This is a genomic window from Paraglaciecola sp., assembly GCF_039943935.1.
Classification (GTDB): domain Bacteria; phylum Pseudomonadota; class Gammaproteobacteria; order Enterobacterales; family Alteromonadaceae; genus Paraglaciecola.
In genome coordinates this window covers 249,483-266,848 of the sequence record NZ_JBDUZQ010000023.1, presented here as the reverse complement: position 1 = coordinate 266,848, position 17,366 = coordinate 249,483, and the positions used below count along the sequence as shown (strand labels likewise).

Below are 17,366 nucleotides of genomic sequence, written 5' to 3'. Positions count from 1 at the left end.
CGCACTTAGGCTGGATAGCTCACTTGATGCTCATTTGAGATGGTATAATCCGTAGACAAAATATTATCGACAAAACGCCAAGTCGCATCAATATTTTGCTCCGTAACAGTAAGCTGCAAATATCCTCTTTGATGCAAATCACAATACTGCAAATCATCAATCAATAAGGTTAGTGCCTGTGCGGTTTGTTTAGCACCTTGCTCATCTAATTTTAGGTAAGTTTCAATTCCCGGAGAGGTGACCGCAGGTGTTGCAAATTCAATCCCTACAATGTCTCCTTTGCTATTAGTTAATTGGCTAGTCCACGCATTGTGGGTATCACCGGCCACCACAACCAGTTTTTTACCTAATTTAGTAGCAGCGGCATATAGTTTTTCTCTTTCAACTGGGTACCCGTCCCATGCATCTAAGTTATAGGGTAAAACAGTATCAATTAAACTTAGTTCCTGTGGCGTTAAAGCTTCACCTTTGCGTAATCTAGTTTTTATACTCGTTAACTTTGTCATTAACGCTGCTGAGTCCTTCTTACCAAGCTGGCTCAACATTGCGTCAGGAATAAGCATTTTACCCATTAACACCTGCTGTCCTAATAATTGCCACTTGGCCTCAGAGGTTTTCAACGAATTAAGCAACCAATCAAACTGCGCTTTACCGAGTAAACTTCTATTTTTATCCTGTAAATCAGCAATGAAGCCTTCGCTATCTATCTGTTGGGTATCTTTGTTGATGTAATGACTGTAATTAAGCTGTTCATCTCGACCTATCACTCGGGTATCTAACATGTGCAATGACAACAAGTTAGCAAAATCAAAGGTACGATAAATATGAGGTTGTAAATCCCCTTTAGGCGGCCTGATAGGTAACCATTCGTAATAAGCTTGAATAGCCGCTGCGCGGCGCTCATAAAAGTCACCTTCACCGGGATTATGGTTTTCTCCCCCACCCGACCAAGTGTCGTTCATAATTTCATGATCATCCCACACAGCAATAAATGGTGCCGCAGCATGCAACGCATTCAAGCCTTTGTCAGTGCGATAGATGGCATATCGGTTGCGGTAATCCTCAAGGGTAAGTAGCTCACCAAGGTTATCAGCAGCAAACTCTCGCCCAATCTCGGCTGCTCGCTGTGTTGCATAACCTTTAGCATCATATTCATAGATGTAATCACCTAAGTGCAATACCGCGTCTAAATCAGGAGTATTGGCGGCTTCTTGATAAGCATTAAAGTACCCGGCAGGGTAATTAGAACATGACACCACAACAAACTTGATCTGCTCTGGGTTAGTTGAGGGTAAGGTTTTTGTGCGGCCTGTCATACTGACTTGCTGACTACCTTTAAAGCGATAGAAATACTCAGTAGCAGGGTTTAACTCTTGTACATCTACTTTCACCGTATAATCTCTAGGCTCAGAAGAATCCACCAGCCCAGAGCGTACAATATTCGTAAAGTACTTATCGGTTGCTAGCTCCCAAACCAAGCGAGCATAAACTGCACCGTCATGGGGTAATGCCCGAGTCCATAAAATCACAGAGCCTTGCAAAGGATCGCCACTGGCGACACCATGGCTAAACTCTACATCACTTAAGTCATCCGTTTGGGCACTTGAAATAGCGCATCCTGTCAAACTATTAGATAAAACCATACTACCGATTGAGGTAGCAGATAAAGATAAAAAATGACGTCGTGATAAAGGTTGCAACATAATACCTATAAATTGAAAAATAATTTGCGAGTATCATAAAGGCCCTTTATGACATATTTATAACGGTAGAATTGCAGTTTTGTGGCGAATAGAAACCTAATATTTGAAACTAAATATAATTCTGATTAACACGACTAATGTGGATGTTTTCTAGCCTTTTGACTGTGCATTAGCTTAGCAACCTGTTGTTTAGGAGTTTTAGTAAGCTTTTGGGTTAATGAAAAAGGGATCGACGACATACCATATCGCTGCTCCATATCTGCCAACATCACCAACCAAAATTTGGCTGTCATTTCCGCATCATATAGAGCCCGGTGAAACCCACCCTGTGATTCAATACCCGTATAGTTAATCAAAGATGACAACTTATGATTAGGCGTATCTTGATATATACGGCGAGCCATCAACATAGAACATGAAAACTGCCCAGAATAAGACTCAGAAATGGCTGCAAACTCTGCATCCAAAAAACGTTTATCAAAGGAAGCGTTATGCGCAACTAAATTATAATCGGCAATAAAATCTGCAAACTGCGCCATAACATCACCACAGGGTGGCGCGCCTTTGAGCATAAAGTTATTGATACCTGTAAAATTTTCAATAAAAGAACTAATAGGTTTACCAGGGTTCATTAACCCTTGAAAGCGCTCAACTATTATTCCAGATTCAATCTTCACAGCACCTACTTCTATGGCCCTATCACCATAGTCAGGTGACAAACCCGTGGTTTCAAAATCTAAAACCACCACAGTATTTGCATTTTTCATTTGGCAGGTATTAACTTCTTTTCGCTCAACCTAAGTCATTTTATTTGCATAAGGACTCATCCCAAAGGGTCACTCTATTGCGCCCTGAAGCTTTTGATTTATACAAAGCATCATCTGCCTGGTTAATTATCTCCGAAGGACTTTTAGCTTTAAATTTAATGGATGAAACACCAAAGCTAGAAGTAATGCTTATATTCTCAAACATGCTACTTTCGATTTTTGAACGAATAGTTTCAGATATACGCATAGCCTGGTTCAGTGAAGCGCTAGGAAGTACAACACAAAACTCTTCACCACCATATCGAGCAACAATATCATTTTGCCTTACGGTATTTTGTAACAGATCGCCAACACCACGAATGACTTCATCTCCTATACTATGGCCATATGTATCATTCACTTTCTTAAAATGATCAATATCTATCATAATGACACAGTACTCATTAAACGGCTCTAAACTAGCAAAATCTCTACTCATAAGCTCAAATAACACCCGGCGATTATAACAATTAGTAAGAGGATCTCGAGCAGCCAAATAATCTAACTCTATATTGCGTTTTTTCGAGTCGTTAAACCGCCTATATATAGCTAAAACTACCAGCAAACAAATAATCAATAATGCCACTAAAGCAATACTTGCATATTTATTCTTTACTAGTTCTAAATCTGAAATTTTCTGAGCTTGTCCAGCAATTTCTATTTGATTGCTTTTCTTTTCTAGCTCTAATGCATCTAACTTTGCTTTCTCTCTTAATGACTCAAGTTCGATTTCCATTTTATGAGAATATAAGCTAGCTTTTTGTAACACCAGCTCACTGTTTTCAGTCTGCTCTTGAACAAGCCGGCTTAGAGATATTTTTTTCTCAGCGTAATCCAAGGCAGCTATAATATTTCCATTTACCTTTTCAGCCTTAATAAGAAAACCATAAGCGTGCAACATCTGAATTTTGTTGTTTATCTCTTCTGAGGTTTCAACAGCCTCTATAAGTAGCTCTATGGCTTCACCTGTATTTTCACCAATCAAAAGCCCACCTAAAGATGTTTTGGCTTTAGCTTCATATAATCTATTACCAACCTCAGATGCTGTAGCGAGTGATTGTCTATAAAAATCAATAGCATTGGTCTTATCCTCCAAGCCTCGAAATATATTTCCAATGATTCGCAAAATTAATGCTTGTTTATCTTTGTCATTTTCTAATTGATAGGTATCAAGAGCTTTTTCAGCCATGATTAATGCAGTTGTAAAATCTCCGTTATATAAGTCAATTACGGCAAGCTCTCTTAAGGCTGTTGCTAAGGTGTTAGCGTCTACTTCAGTTGTTGGCAGGTCAATCGTTAGTTGATAAAACGAGCGAGCTTGATCAAACTGCTTTAGTCTCGTGTAGATAAGCCCCATTTGATTAGAAGTTTTAGCAATACCACTACTATCATTCATTTTTTTATAATAAAGGTAAGCTTCATGAATATGCTTTAAAGACTTTTCATAACGACCAATATATCGGTATATTATTCCAGCTCCAGTTAAAGCCTTCGCTCGCCCTTCTGGATCCTCAAGTAATTTGTGAAGTTCTATACCACGGATTGAATAATCCAAAGCGATGACGTAATTACCTAAGTACCGTTCTGCTTCTGCTAATGTATTTAAGGTACGCGCCATTAACTTTTCGTCACGCAAAGCAGTGTAAACGTCCAAGGTTTTTTTATAGTAAAGCGCCGTATTCTCTCTATTTTTTACGCGTTTGTATGACTGAGCAAGTTGTTTGTAGGTATTTCCAAGAAATTTTTGTATAACTACACCGTGACCAGTGAGATAAGTTGTAGCCTCTAAGTATTCTGAAATAGCTTCTTCATAACGTTTACTTTTGTATAGCCCATCCCCTTTTAGTATCAAAGAACGCCCAATAAGCGTTTTATCACCAAAATCTATTGCTATAGGTAAAATTTCATTGACGATCTCTGTGGCATTCTTATAAAGCTTTTGCTTTAACAAGGCCTTAGTGTAATAGAGAGACATTTTAATATAATTTTCTTGATGATCCTTTTCTCGATATATAAGCGCCCCTTTTGAAAAGTAGCTGGCGGCCAGCTCAAAGTCCTTTGCGTTATCAGCAAGGTTACCCAAAAACCGGAGTGCCTTCGCACTCAGAATTGAATTGTTGTTTTCTTCGGATTTATTTAACCCTTTAATGGCCAATTGCTGGCTTAAATTTAAATTAGTATTTTCAAAGGACTCAGCTAATTCAATAAGCTCAACATCAGACAGCTGATCATATTCACTCCCAACATTCCTTATTTTCTGATCACTCTCTTGACTCAAAACCTCAATAGGACTCACTAAGAATGAACAAAGCAACAAGCTCAGCACATATTTGCCACTCAGTAACCACAAGAGTTTTGTTACAAACCTTGTCGTAAATTTAAAGAAGCCAACATCCCATTGGTGAAAATTGCAAATATGCAGCATGTGTCAATATCCAATTATCTTTCGTTTTACGGTAACCGCCGCCTGTATGTTAAAAATAGCATAAATTAACAACCTTTAAACTCAGTTCCTACATCATATTCATCGACAATTATAAAATTACAAAGTATGCCTTTACGTTGAGTACTTCTTACAATCATTGACCATATAATTTGGACCAAAAACTTATTTTTACTTATGCCTAAGACTTACCTCGTAATGCTGACAATATACAAGCCATTGCGGCAAAGCTTAAAGACATCAACAAAGCCATATCAAAGGTATGAATTAAAGCAGGATTTTGCTCAGCGCTAAACTGTTCATCGCCAATATAAAAATGCACCATCAAGTTAACCAAACTCATCCCAAATAGATTACCAATAGTCCGTGATAGATTTAAAGTAGCAGACGCCACGCCAACTTCACTCGGCTTCACAGCCCCAATAATGGCATTATTGTTGGGAGTAGAAAACAACCCGAATCCAACTCCAATTAATAATAGAGAAGTGGCAATATACACAATACTAGTTTCAGCACTTATCATACTGAGTACTGCTAATCCTGCCCCCACTATCACACACCCTAGTGTTGCTATTATCCTTGCTTCGAACTTATCCGCTAGCTTTCCAGAAATTGGCGCCAGTATGGCCATAGATAAAGCTTGAAGTAAGATAATTTGCCCTGCATGAGAAGGGCTAAATCCTTTCACATACTGCAAATATAAACTCATTAAAAATACTAAGGGGAAATTGCTAGCATACATCAGTAACGAAGTAGACAAAGATATAGAGAAAATTCGACTGTCTCGGAACATTTGTATTCTGATGAGCGGCTTTCGACTGCGACTTTGATGCAACACAAACAAACCCAAACTCAAGGTTGATAACATCAAAATCCCTCCACCTAGTACACTAGGAAGAATACTCAACCCATAAACAAGAGAAGAAGAAAATACAGCAAAAATCCCCGTACCCCACCAGTCAAATTTGGTTTTATCGTCATTTTTCCATTCACCTTCAAGTCGAATTTTTATTAAAGCCAGCAGCGCTATAACTATAGGCACCTGAAACAAAAATACCGCTCGCCAGCCCCATAACTCCGTTAACCAACCGCCAACAGCTGGGGCAACGGTTAAACCAATGTAAATACAGGCCGATGCAAGCCCTAAAGCTGCGCCACGCTTATGAGAAGGTGTAACAGAACTGATAATAGCGATACCCGTTGCAAATATCATTGAAGATGCAAGCCCTTGTATAAAGCGCCAAAATAGCACCCACTCAATGCTACTACTCACACCACACATAAAAGACGAGAAAGCATTTAATGCTAAACCATAACTATAAATGCGCTTACGTCCATAGTTATCAGCCAACTTACCTGCTGGCAACATAAACACCACACTACTTAAAATAAACAGAGTAGGTAACCAAGACACCATTTTTGCATTCGCTTGCAAATCAGCCGCCATATCGGGAATAGCAATATTCACTGATGCCATACCCAAAGGCCCAATAATGGAACCCAAACACACAATGATTAACGCAAACTTGGCAATACCAGACTTTTCGGCAGATGGCTCGAGCAAAATAGGAGACACTTAGTTGTAATATGAGACAGAGATCATAGCGAAGCAATAACAATTGTATATAAGAAAAATAGTTTTATTTAAGGTTGATCAGAAAAACAAAAAGAATGTAAAAATAAGGGCCATTAGTTACCCACTAACCTACAAAATAATAATAACTAACCTGGTGTATCTGTTAATTCCTTTTTTTCTTGCTCCTTTTTAGCTTCTTCTCTTATAACATCTTGAATTTTCTCTATTTTTTTGACGACAGCAAATGCAGCTTCACGGTTTTCAAATTCATAAATACTTTTAATGGGACAAGCTTCGTCAGAGGTAATAATTTTATCGTTTCGCCCACCACACACTTCAAAAAAATCACCTTTAAAGCCCGCCTGAAACCCCGTTTGCAATGAGTAACATTGCATAAAAGTTGTAGCAAGATAGTAGCGTTTTTTACCACTACTACTGATGCTAATTAAATCATCATCTAACAAGCCATACCCTCGAATACTGCGCTGGCGAACACAAGCTCTGCCATCTTGCTCTGTTTCTGCCCGCAGCAATTCATCGTAACTGGGCACATCAACATTTAAGCTAGAGCAAGAAACTAAACTAAACACACCAAATAACACTAAACCACAATTCAATATTTTCATTACAATACCAACCGTAAATTGACGTTAATTTTTATACAATCAGATTACATTTACAATAAACAGGCATTCTCCTGATTATTACCTATGGTATAGCAAAATCAAAAAAGTTCAGTGCTTTAGTCATCCCTTTAGCATTCTGTTGCGCTACAGCTCTTGCTCGGCTCTTTTAACGTAATTGAAAAGCACATCTTTTAAATGAACTCGGCGACTTTTAAGATTACCTAAATAATCTTCAGCAACAGCCTCAACGTTTTTCTCGATGTGGTGCACTTCATTTTCTAATTCGTGGTACTCATCAAATAGCTTAGCAAAATGACCATCATTCATTTTAAGATGACGAATAGTATGGTGATGATCTGGAAAATCCTTAAGTAATGTATGTTTATCTAATTCCATAATGATGCAAACCTTTTAAATATAACTAATTGGAGCATCAATATTAGGGCCTAATAGCGTGAGGTTCTTGATCTGCATCAGGTTAAATCAAAACTCAATTATAGCTAAATATTGCCGCTCCTTAATTTTGGGGTAAGCCTAGTTCATTAACCATAATTTTTTATTAGTTATCATTAGGTTAGTTAATTTACCAGCCAAGCTACCTTGGCATAAAAGCTGCTGAAATTAGTGATTATCCCTAAGTCCTGATATACCCCCTGCAATTACGTAGAATTGCTCAAAGAGAGTGCAAATGGCCCTGTATACGCCCCATAATTGGTTTATTTATTGTTCACGGAAGGGCTTACCTATGTTGTTTGGGTTAATGCTAATTAGCCAAAGTACAACAGCTTACTCACAATCTACCAGCATCGATTTTACTCAAACTCAAGCAGCTGAATTAATCGACAAGCGCTGCGAAAATTGTCATAACGATTATATTTTTGATGGTAATTGGTCTGTTGAAGATGTAGACGTAACCGATATATCACAGGGTAAAAACCAAAGGCTGTGGGAGGCTATGCTTAAGTCAGTGTCTATGGGAGACATGCCTCCTGCAGATAAAAAGCAACTCACCCCAGAACAAAAAGCCTCGTTTTTGCACTGGCTCGAAACCTCATTAAATAGTTACAGCAAGCACAACCCAAACCCCGGGCGAGCCACCATTCGCCGTTTAAACCGCAGCGAATACGCTAATTCAGTGAGAGACCTACTCGCACTAGATATTGATATCACACAATCATTACCGGGAGACGATTCAGGCTATGGATTTGACAACAATGCCGACGTATTAGGAGTATCTACCACCCTGCTCGAAAGGTACCTATCGGTAGCCGGTAAGCTCAGTAGATTGGCTACAGGGGTAGCGGGCGCATCGGCCACTAAAAAGAATTACTTAATTCCTAAAGATGGACCAGTAAAAAATAGTGGTGTACAGGCATTTGATCTCAGAGCAAACGACCAATTGCCTTTAGACTCTCGAGGTGGTGGCAGTTTTAATTTTTACGCCCCAATCACAGGCACCTATGACATTGCAGGCTACCTTAATGCGAACACCGCCAACGAGGTAGACAGGCTAGACAACCTAAGACAAAACTACAAAATGACGTTAGCCGCTGGCCACCACACTATCGGCCTAAGCTTTCGCAAACAATTAGCCCTTACCGAAGGCGTACCTAAGGTTCGTAAAGGTACCAGTTATGTTGTAATGCCAACCCAAGGGCCAAGTTTATTAGACTTAGACTTTATAATTGATGGCGCCCGCGTACATACTATCCAAGTGCCGTCTTATTATATGTCGTCACGGTTTTCCCAAGCAGCGTTTTTACGAGACATACTCGAGATTGAAGTCATTGGCCCCTTGAAAACCCATGATGAGCCCCCCCCAAGTCACAGCCCAAACGACATAACCGCCACCGCTAGCACACGTAAAATTTTTGTGTGTTATCCAAGCTCAGAAACCGGCCCTGCCTCTATCAAGGCCAATAGCACCCAAGAGATAGATTGTGCTCATAACATTATGGCTAACCTTGCTAATCAAGCCTATCGTCGCCCCATCACCGACAGTGACATTTTGCCGTTACTAGATGTGTTTAAACATGCAAGGGCCGACTTAGACTTTAAAAGCAGCATTGCTACCAGCATACAAGCACTATTGGTATCACCAAGCTTTTTATATATTCAAGAACCAACGCCTGCGAATATGGAGCCCGGTCTAGTCTACAAAATTAATGACTATGAATTTGCCACTAGGCTAGCGTTATTTTTATGGAGTAGTTTGCCAGACAAAGAGCTCGCCGACTTAGCGGCAAAGGGCACCCTGCGAGAGCCTAAGGTATTGTCCCAGCAAATAGCCCGCATGCTCAGTTCACATAAAGCCCAATCCTTAACTGACAACTTTGCCGGCCAGTGGCTTTATTTGCGTAACCTACCCCATCATTTTCCTGATGTATTTGAGTTTCCCAAATTCAATATCCCCTTAAAGCAATCCATTAAGCGAGAAACCGAATTATTCTTTACTCGCATTTTAAAGGACAACCACTCTATTTTTGATTTTCTAAATGCTGATTACAGTTACCTAAACGAACAACTGGCTGAGCATTATGGTGTACCGGGAGTGCGCGGCAGTGCCTTTAGAAAAGTCACCTTAGACTCACAAACTAACCGAGGAGGCCTACTCGGCCAAGCCAGTATATTAACCTTAACCTCTAACCCCAATCACACCTCGCCCGTTAAACGGGGCAAATGGATATTAGATAATTTACTGGCTGCTAGCCCACCGCCGCCGCCACCAGACGTACCTGCATTAGTAGCAGTGCATGATGGCATTGCCTTATCAGCTCGAGAGCAACTTGCCAAGCACAGAGCAGACCCAGTGTGCGCCGCCTGTCATGTGCGTATGGACCCGCTAGGCTTAGCCCTAGAAAAATACGATGCAGTAGGCGCCTTTAGGCACACCTATGCCAACCAAGACATTGATGTAACCGCAACCATGCCTGACGGCACTCACTTTGAAGGATTAAATGGCTTACATTCAATATTGTGGGATCGCAGAGAACGCTTTGCAGAGGCCTTTACAGACAGATTACTCACCTATGCTCTTGGCAGAGGACTAGAGCCATACGACCAACCAACCATTCGAAAAATAGCCAAACAGGCAAGTACACAAGACTATCGTATTCACAGCATCATCGAGGCGGTGGTCGCCAGCACCCCGTTTAACTATAAAAAGGCACCAGAGGCGAATAATGAAAATCAACAAATCGTTAAAGCACATTAATACCATTAATCATGGTAGTGGCCCGTCTCGCCGTGTCTTTTTAAAAGGCGTAGGGGCAGCAATTGCCCTTCCGGTAATGGAATCACTATTACCGCCTGCTATGGCTAAGTCTATAGAGCAACGCCCAAAACGCATGACGGTGGTCTATTCGCCAAATGGCATGAGAATGACCCATTATACCCCCACCACTGCAGGTAAAAATTACGATGCGCCCCCTATCCTACAGCCCCTTGAAAAGGTACGAGACAAATACACGGTAATCTCTGGGTTAGGCCATTATCAAGCCAGTGCTTTTGGTGCGCCTCCGGCTGGCCATGGCAGAAGTTGCCCTGCGTTTTTAACAGGAGCACATGCTAAAGCGACCGAAGGGGCAGATATATACTGTGGTGTGTCGGTAGATCAAGTCGCAGCCAAATACTTTGCAAGAGACACCCAACTTGCCTCACTAGAATTAGGCATAGAGCCACCGAGTTTATTAGGTAGTTGTGACATTAATTACAGCTGCACTTATACCAACACCATATCGTGGAAAAGCCCAACACAAGCCTTGCCTGCAATGGTGGCCCCCAGTGACGTATTTGAACACCTGTTTGGAGATGGCAATCAAATTGACGAGCCCACTCGTCAAATGAGACTGGCACACAAAAGCAGTATTTTGGACTTTATCAATCAAGAAGCCAAAAAAGTGAACCAAAGCCTAGGAGTGAACGACCGTCATAAAATGGCGCAATACCTCGAATCTATCCGAGATGTTGAAAGACGCATAACCAAAGCCCAGCAAACCACCATAGAAATGAACCTAGACGGCTTTACCGTGCCCGCAAACATTCCCAGTGATTACGAAGAGCATGTAAAAATCATGCTAGATTTACAAATGTTAGCATTACAAACCGATATGACCCGGGTTAGCACCTTTATGCTCGGGCGAGAATTAAGTAACCATGCTTATAACAACCTTGGGGTGCGCGACGGCCACCATGCATTAAGCCATCATGCCAATAACCCAGAAAAAATAGATAAGCTCGTTAAAGTAAACACCTACCACATGCAATTGTTTGCAGACTATCTAGAAAAAATGGCCAGTATTCCTGATGGTGATTCAAACTTACTCGACAACACCTTTGTGGTGCGCGGGGCTTGTATTGGTGAGTCGAACGAGCATGATCACATGGACTTACCCGTTATTCTTGCAGGTGGTGGCTTAGAAGGTAACCGTCACATCGCCGCCAAAAAACATACGCCTATGTGTAACCTTTTATTGTCTGTATTACAGCAAATGGGCGTCCCCGCACAAAGCTTTGGCGACAGCTCAGAACCACTTGCAGGCTTAATAACTTAAGGCTAACCCTATGACACATTTTAATTTAACAAACAACACAAGCTGCCCCCTTAAAAGCTTAAAACGTCTCCTTAAAATAGGGGCAATAACCTTAGTTATGGCGCACCTTATTGGCTGTGCAGATAACACACAAACAAGTTCAGCCAAAGTAGTATTGACTGAACCCGATCACACCCAATTATTACTAGATACCAAACAGGCCTTACTAGATTTAGACCTATCCCTAGTAGCCAGCTTCATTACTAAAATCGACGTTAACCGACCACTACCCGATAACTCAAGCCTGTTAGCCTGGGCTGTCGAAACCCAAGAGCCTGAATTTGTTAACCTGCTACTTAACAACGGCGCCACCGTTAACATAAACAACAGCAACCGCTTTACCCCTATCATACAAGCCTGCAGATACGGCAACAGCCACATCATCAATGCCCTTTTAGACAAAGGCGCTGATGTAAATGCAGCCATAGAAGACGGTACCAATGCTTTTCAACTTTGCGCAGGTTCAGCATCAAGCATTGACTTGGCCAGAATGATCAACCTAGGTGCCAATATCAGCGCCCCAAATAAGCTCGGGCAAACCCCATTAATGTGGGCCGCCAACTACGGTAAGGTCGACAATATCAATTACCTAATCAATCAAGGCGCAAACATTAACCATCAAAGTAATGAAGGTTACAGCCCGCTATTTTTCGCTATAAAAAGTCACAATTTAACGGCTATCAAAACAGCCATAACCAATGGTGCAGACTTAACAGCCATCGCAAAAGACAGCACCACAGCCGCGCAACTCGCTACTTATACCGCCAATTACGAATTTTTAAACTGGTATGCCGACGAACTGCATTCACTGGTAAGCCAAGATCAAGCCGAAAAAGTATTAACAGCCTTCGACCGCGAAGGTTACCAACTGCTGCACGCCGCCATAAACGCCAATCAACCCCAACTTGTAGCAAAGTTAATCAAAATAGGCGCAAGCACCAATACAGTTAGCGAACCCTCAAAACTAAACTGGCGTTACGAGGCAAACTTTAAAACCGAAAACTACTTTCCCCCACAACTCACCCCGTTAGAGCTAGCAAAGAAAAATAAATTTACACACCTTATTTCTATGTTAAGTAAAGAGTAAAGTAGAAGCTGGTAGGCAGAAAATACGCTAACTATAGACCCATTAGTTGCCACCCTATTGCCTACCCCTAATATAAAAAATCTATAAAATTCACTCAGATTTCACCTCAATTGACATAAACTCTAGCAATAGTTGTTATATTTAATATTCGATAAATAGCAAATATAAGCTGTTTGCACAAAATAAGAGCCATAATTACTTGAATGCTTTGTTAATAGAAGATAATCGAGTCATCGCTACCCAAATAACTGAATTTTTGACTGCACATGAGTGGCAAGTTGATTACGCAGACAATGCAGAACTGGGTTTAAACTTAGCTACGCACAACACATTTGATGTTGTTCTGCTGGACTTAAACCTACCAGATATGGATGGCTTAAAAGTATGCAAAGCGATTAAACAACACGCGCCAATTACCCCTGCTGTATTAATGATAACGGCTAGAGACTGCTTTACAGACAAAGCTGCGGGGTTTGAGCATGGGGCAGATGACTATCTAACTAAGCCCTTTGATTTAAGAGAGCTTGTATTACGTTGTAAAGCGCTCGCCAAAAGAAGCACATTACACCAATCAAATACACTGCAACTAGAGGCAGTAATTCTAAATTGTACATCTCAAACTGTAACAATAGACGATCAGCCTTGTGTAGTGACCTCTAAAGGGTTTGAAATCTTAACCTTACTCATCAAATCTTACCCAGAGGGCGTTACACGGTCTTTAATACTTCACACTCTTTGGGGCGACTTTCCGCCTGAAAGCGACCCACTAAAATCACATATTTATACCCTTAGAAAAGCATTGACGACTTTTCACAATGCACCACAAATCAAAACAGTTATGAATGTGGGTTATAAGCTTGAGTTACCATCTAACGCTCAATCAACATAGACTCGACTAATGGCACTAATAACGAGTATTAAACACAAATCTTTGGCTTTAATGGTTTCACTTACCCTTGGTCTCACTTGTATTTATCTGAGTCTTGCAGTGATAGTTGGTTTTGTAGTTGAAGACATGATACTAAGTAAGATGCTCAATAAACACGTAAATTACATTGAACAGTATTATCAAAAAACGGGGACATTACCTACTATAGATCTTGATTTCATCCAAGTGTACCCATCAGCAAAAGACCTACCTCACAGACTAATGAATAGTATATCGGCTGCGACTGGCGACCACGAAATATTCATGCCTGACGATACTCACTACCATTATAAAAAACTAACATTGAGCGACAATAACCAAGCTTACATTGTTGCAGAAGTATCCGATTTATTGGCGGTTAGCAGGCATCCAGATATATTTACTGTTTACTTGATTGGATTACTGCTAGCTTTAATGCTTGCAGTATTTGTTGCGCATACGTTTTCGAATCAAATCGTTGATCCCATAATAAACTTAACCACTGTGATAAAAAGTGGGTACGTCAATCAATCAACCGAGCCAACACAAACGTATCAATATGAAATCGGCTACTTATCTGAGACGTTACAAAAAGCGTTTAGTGATTTACATCTCGCGCTAGAGAGAGAAAAAGACTTTACCACCGACCTAGGGCACGAGCTACGCACACCTCTAACCATTTTGAAAAACCTTGCAACGTTAATTGAACAAAGAGGCTTTTCTCAAAATGATTTAACTGAAATAACAAAATTAAGCCACCAAATGGAAAACACAGTATCTGTTTTATTGGCTTTAGCCCGCTCAGAATCTATTGACAGGAAACATTGCAATCTTTGCGCGTTTATAGAGCAGGTTATAATGGTGAATACACATAGCGAACAAACCTTAGATATTGCAATTGATGTCGATCACAAACATACACTATTAGCCAATCCAACTTTGTTAACACTACTCATAAACAACCTAATCACCAATGCAATTGAGCACGCCCCGCAGCAACAATTAAAAATAACCTTACAGCAAAATACGCTTACGTTTGAAAACATAACAAATAGTGATATGGGCTCTTTTTTACTGTCTCGAGGTACAAAAAATCACGAAAGTAAAGGTGTAGGACAAGGCTTATACTTAGTAACACGAATTGTCGAAAGCTGTAATTGGCGCTATCAACTTAGTCAAAACACTCGCTCATTTCGGTTCAGTATTTTCTTTTAAATTTCACTTGGTTTTCACCTCCTTAATTTTACTATATAAAAAAAAGGAGGGTTCTATGCTTAAAAAAATTTTAATTACAACCATTACAATCGTAGTTTTAGTTCTATCATTAGGTGCGTATGCATTCTATTGGTTATCTAGTTTTATGCCAAAAGAACACGAAATTACAGCGTTAAAAGCCAGCCAACCGTCTGCTCTTACTTACTTACAAGGCTCTACTTCCGAGCACCGAGGTAAAATCTTAGCCGTGGTCACAAGCACTAACAAAATGGGCCAATCTAATAAAAAAACAGGGTATGAACTTACCGAACTATCGAGAGCATATTGGGTATTTACAGCCAATGGTTTCAAAGTAGATGTAGCAAGTGTCAAAGGAGGAAAAGCGCCCGTAGTCATTGATGCTGATGATATGGGAGAATATGACTATGCATTTTTAAATGATCCCAAAGCACAACAAAAAGTCACCCAAACCCTTTTTATTGATGACGTGGACCCAAATGACTATGCCGCTGTTTATTTTGTTGGAGGAAAAGGTGCCATGTTCGATTTTCCAAACAACCCTGCTATTCAGAAGCTTGTTAAAAACCTCCATGAAAATAACAAAATCATTACTGCGGTATGCCATGGACCAGCAGCTTTGGTAAACGTAAAATTGGACAATAATGACTGGTTAATTACAAATAAAGACGTTAGCGGTTTTACCAACGATGAAGAACTATTTTTGATCCCAGATGCGCAAACAATATTTCCTTTTTTGTTACAAGATAAATTATCTGAACGAGGGGCAAATTTTCAATTGGGCGAAACCTATTTAGAAAAAGTAGTCCAAGACGGGCAATTAATTACCGGGCAAAACCCTTGGTCTGTCTGGACTCTTGCTGAAAAAACCATCGAAGCATTAGGTTACGATCCAATTCCTCGGGAAATAACAGCAGAAGAAAACAGCATTCAGTTGCTCACCCTTTACAAACAAGAAGGCTACAAATCAGCCCGCTCATTTGTAAATAATAACAACTTAAAATATCAGCAAGTTTTAATCGTTATGCACAGTATTGTAGCTTTCATGAAAATGAATTTATCAGAAGGGTTAGACCTTTTACTTATCGCGAACGCCTTAAGATAAGTTATACCTGCAAAAGGCAAACTTGAGCGCACAAAAAACACGGTTAACCAGCAAGGTGACACTGGTTAACCTAAACGGCCAAATAAATGTACAAAATAAGTGAATAGTAGATAGTGGCGAGTGAATGATAAATTCAAAAAACAACGTGCGCTCAAAATTTTCAAAGAGTTAGTTTTGAAATTTCAATGTTTGCTGAAATTCACTGGGTGTTTTTCCAGTAATTTTTACAAATTCTCGATTAAAGCTAGATTTAGTTCTAAACCCTGAATCATAAATAACGGCCGTTAGTGGCTTCTCTGGATTTTGCCTGATCATATCTACGGCCTCTTCTACGCGGCGCTGATTCATTAGTTGAGAATAACTTTTTCCGGTCTCTGCGTTTATCGCTTCTGATAACTGCCGCTGAGACACTTCTAACTCGCTAGCAGCCATAGCAACAGTAAAACCCGACTCAGCCTTAAACCACTCAAAACGATTCAATTGTTCTATAAATAATTGCACAAGTGCCTGAGTCGCCGCTGACCCTTGCGTCGAATTTTTCTGATCAAGCTGGGTATTGGTATGGGTTTCCAACATCCAATCCCACAAAGGGTGTCGCTGCAATGCGCAATAAATAGTGAATACGTTAATCACTAAAAATACTACAGCAAACAGCGTCATAACCACCGACTCTGCAAGTCGTTTGCCCGTACTTACCTCCCAAACAATCAATATTTCAACTACAGCATTTAACCCAAGAATAGCAATTAGCAGCATCAGCCACTGCAACATCATTGACTTAACCTTAGCGCCTTGTAGTTGTGCTTTTGATTTTACGAGGCAGTTAATCGTCAAGCCTAAATACGTCCAAAAGCTGACTAATAGCAATAAATCAACCCATCTTGTAAGTAACGTAAATTTGCAAAATAGTACCAAAGCCACAAAAATCGCAGGGGCACTGTGGACCACTGCGCGTTGAATTTGAAGCCTTAGAGAACAAGCATTATTCAAACGAAGTACTTTTTGAAAATAGTAGTAAAACAATGGACCAACCAACGCAGCAGCGGCTGCTCTTAGCGCTCCGACTTGCCAGATATCCGTAATCAAAAAAACGAAACCCAATAGGTGCAAAAAAGCGAATAACGCGTAACAACTACCTAAAAACACAGTGTGCTCAGCCCTAACCGGATTGATAATTAAATGAGAAGCAAGCAACCCACATATCAAAGCATTGATCAAAAACAGGGTACTAAGAGGTATTTCCATAAATTAATTGGTCCAAAAACGCGTTTTGCGTCGCTACTAGGCG

The 17,366-nt window shown here is 40.3% G+C and carries 13 protein-coding genes; 6 read left to right on the top strand and 7 right to left on the bottom strand.

Annotation, left to right across the window (positions count from 1 at the left end; genetic code table 11):
• Nucleotides 1–5: 5 nt before the first annotated feature.
• From ABJD71_RS16030 to ABJD71_RS16005, 6 genes are all read right to left on the bottom strand, one after another.
• Nucleotides 6–1,703 (bottom strand): alkaline phosphatase D family protein, encoded by a 1,698-nt coding sequence (locus ABJD71_RS16030; RefSeq protein ID WP_348171674.1) that lies wholly within the window; start codon nucleotides 1,701–1,703, stop codon nucleotides 6–8.
• 134 nt (nucleotides 1,704–1,837) lie between these two features.
• Entirely contained in the window at nucleotides 1,838–2,470 is a 633-nt protein-coding gene (locus tag ABJD71_RS16025; protein ID WP_348171671.1) for a 3'-5' exonuclease, read from the bottom strand.
• Between the two features lie 40 nt (nucleotides 2,471–2,510).
• Entirely contained in the window at nucleotides 2,511–4,805 is a 2,295-nt protein-coding gene (locus ABJD71_RS16020; RefSeq protein WP_348171668.1) for a tetratricopeptide repeat-containing diguanylate cyclase, read from the bottom strand.
• Nucleotides 4,806–5,133: 328 nt separating this feature from the next.
• Nucleotides 5,134–6,516: an MFS transporter gene (locus tag ABJD71_RS16015; protein WP_348171665.1), complete on the bottom strand. Its 1,383-nt coding sequence runs from the start codon at nucleotides 6,514–6,516 to the stop codon at nucleotides 5,134–5,136.
• 158 nt (nucleotides 6,517–6,674) lie between these two features.
• On the bottom strand, nucleotides 6,675–7,154 hold the full coding sequence (locus ABJD71_RS16010) for a DUF6491 family protein (protein ID WP_348171662.1): 480 nt from the start codon (nucleotides 7,152–7,154) through the stop codon (nucleotides 6,675–6,677).
• A 144-nt stretch (nucleotides 7,155–7,298) separates the two neighbouring features.
• Nucleotides 7,299–7,550, bottom strand: a complete 252-nt coding sequence (locus ABJD71_RS16005; RefSeq protein WP_348171659.1) for a DUF465 domain-containing protein — start codon at nucleotides 7,548–7,550, stop codon at nucleotides 7,299–7,301.
• 292 nt (nucleotides 7,551–7,842) lie between these two features.
• Here ABJD71_RS16005 and ABJD71_RS16000 point away from each other — a divergent pair, with 292 nt between their 5' ends.
• The 6 genes from ABJD71_RS16000 (at nucleotide 7,843) to ABJD71_RS15975 (ending at nucleotide 16,078) form a co-directional block, all read left to right on the top strand.
• Entirely contained in the window at nucleotides 7,843–10,368 is a 2,526-nt protein-coding gene (locus ABJD71_RS16000; RefSeq protein ID WP_348171656.1) for a DUF1592 domain-containing protein, read from the top strand.
• On the top strand, nucleotides 10,337–11,707 hold the full coding sequence (locus tag ABJD71_RS15995) for a DUF1552 domain-containing protein (RefSeq protein ID WP_348171653.1): 1,371 nt from the start codon (nucleotides 10,337–10,339) through the stop codon (nucleotides 11,705–11,707). The genes ABJD71_RS16000 and ABJD71_RS15995 overlap by 32 nt, the downstream gene beginning before the upstream one ends.
• 10 nt (nucleotides 11,708–11,717) lie before the next feature.
• Nucleotides 11,718–12,833, top strand: a complete 1,116-nt coding sequence (locus ABJD71_RS15990) for an ankyrin repeat domain-containing protein (protein ID WP_348171650.1) — start codon at nucleotides 11,718–11,720, stop codon at nucleotides 12,831–12,833.
• A gap of 199 nt (nucleotides 12,834–13,032) precedes the next feature.
• Nucleotides 13,033–13,722 (top strand): response regulator transcription factor, encoded by a 690-nt coding sequence (locus ABJD71_RS15985; RefSeq protein ID WP_348171647.1) that lies wholly within the window; start codon nucleotides 13,033–13,035, stop codon nucleotides 13,720–13,722.
• Between the two features lie 9 nt (nucleotides 13,723–13,731).
• Nucleotides 13,732–14,955: a HAMP domain-containing sensor histidine kinase gene (locus ABJD71_RS15980; protein WP_348171644.1), complete on the top strand. Its 1,224-nt coding sequence runs from the start codon at nucleotides 13,732–13,734 to the stop codon at nucleotides 14,953–14,955.
• A gap of 55 nt (nucleotides 14,956–15,010) precedes the next feature.
• Nucleotides 15,011–16,078 carry a type 1 glutamine amidotransferase domain-containing protein gene (locus tag ABJD71_RS15975; RefSeq protein ID WP_348171641.1) on the top strand — a complete coding sequence of 356 codons (1,068 nt, stop codon included), beginning with the start codon at nucleotides 15,011–15,013 and terminating at the stop codon, nucleotides 16,076–16,078.
• A 168-nt stretch (nucleotides 16,079–16,246) separates the two neighbouring features.
• Here the strand turns inward: ABJD71_RS15975 and ABJD71_RS15970 are convergent, their stop codons facing one another.
• Nucleotides 16,247–17,323 carry a helix-turn-helix domain-containing protein gene (locus ABJD71_RS15970; RefSeq protein WP_348171638.1) on the bottom strand — a complete coding sequence of 359 codons (1,077 nt, stop codon included), beginning with the start codon at nucleotides 17,321–17,323 and terminating at the stop codon, nucleotides 16,247–16,249.
• Between the last annotated feature and the right edge of the window lie 43 nt (nucleotides 17,324–17,366).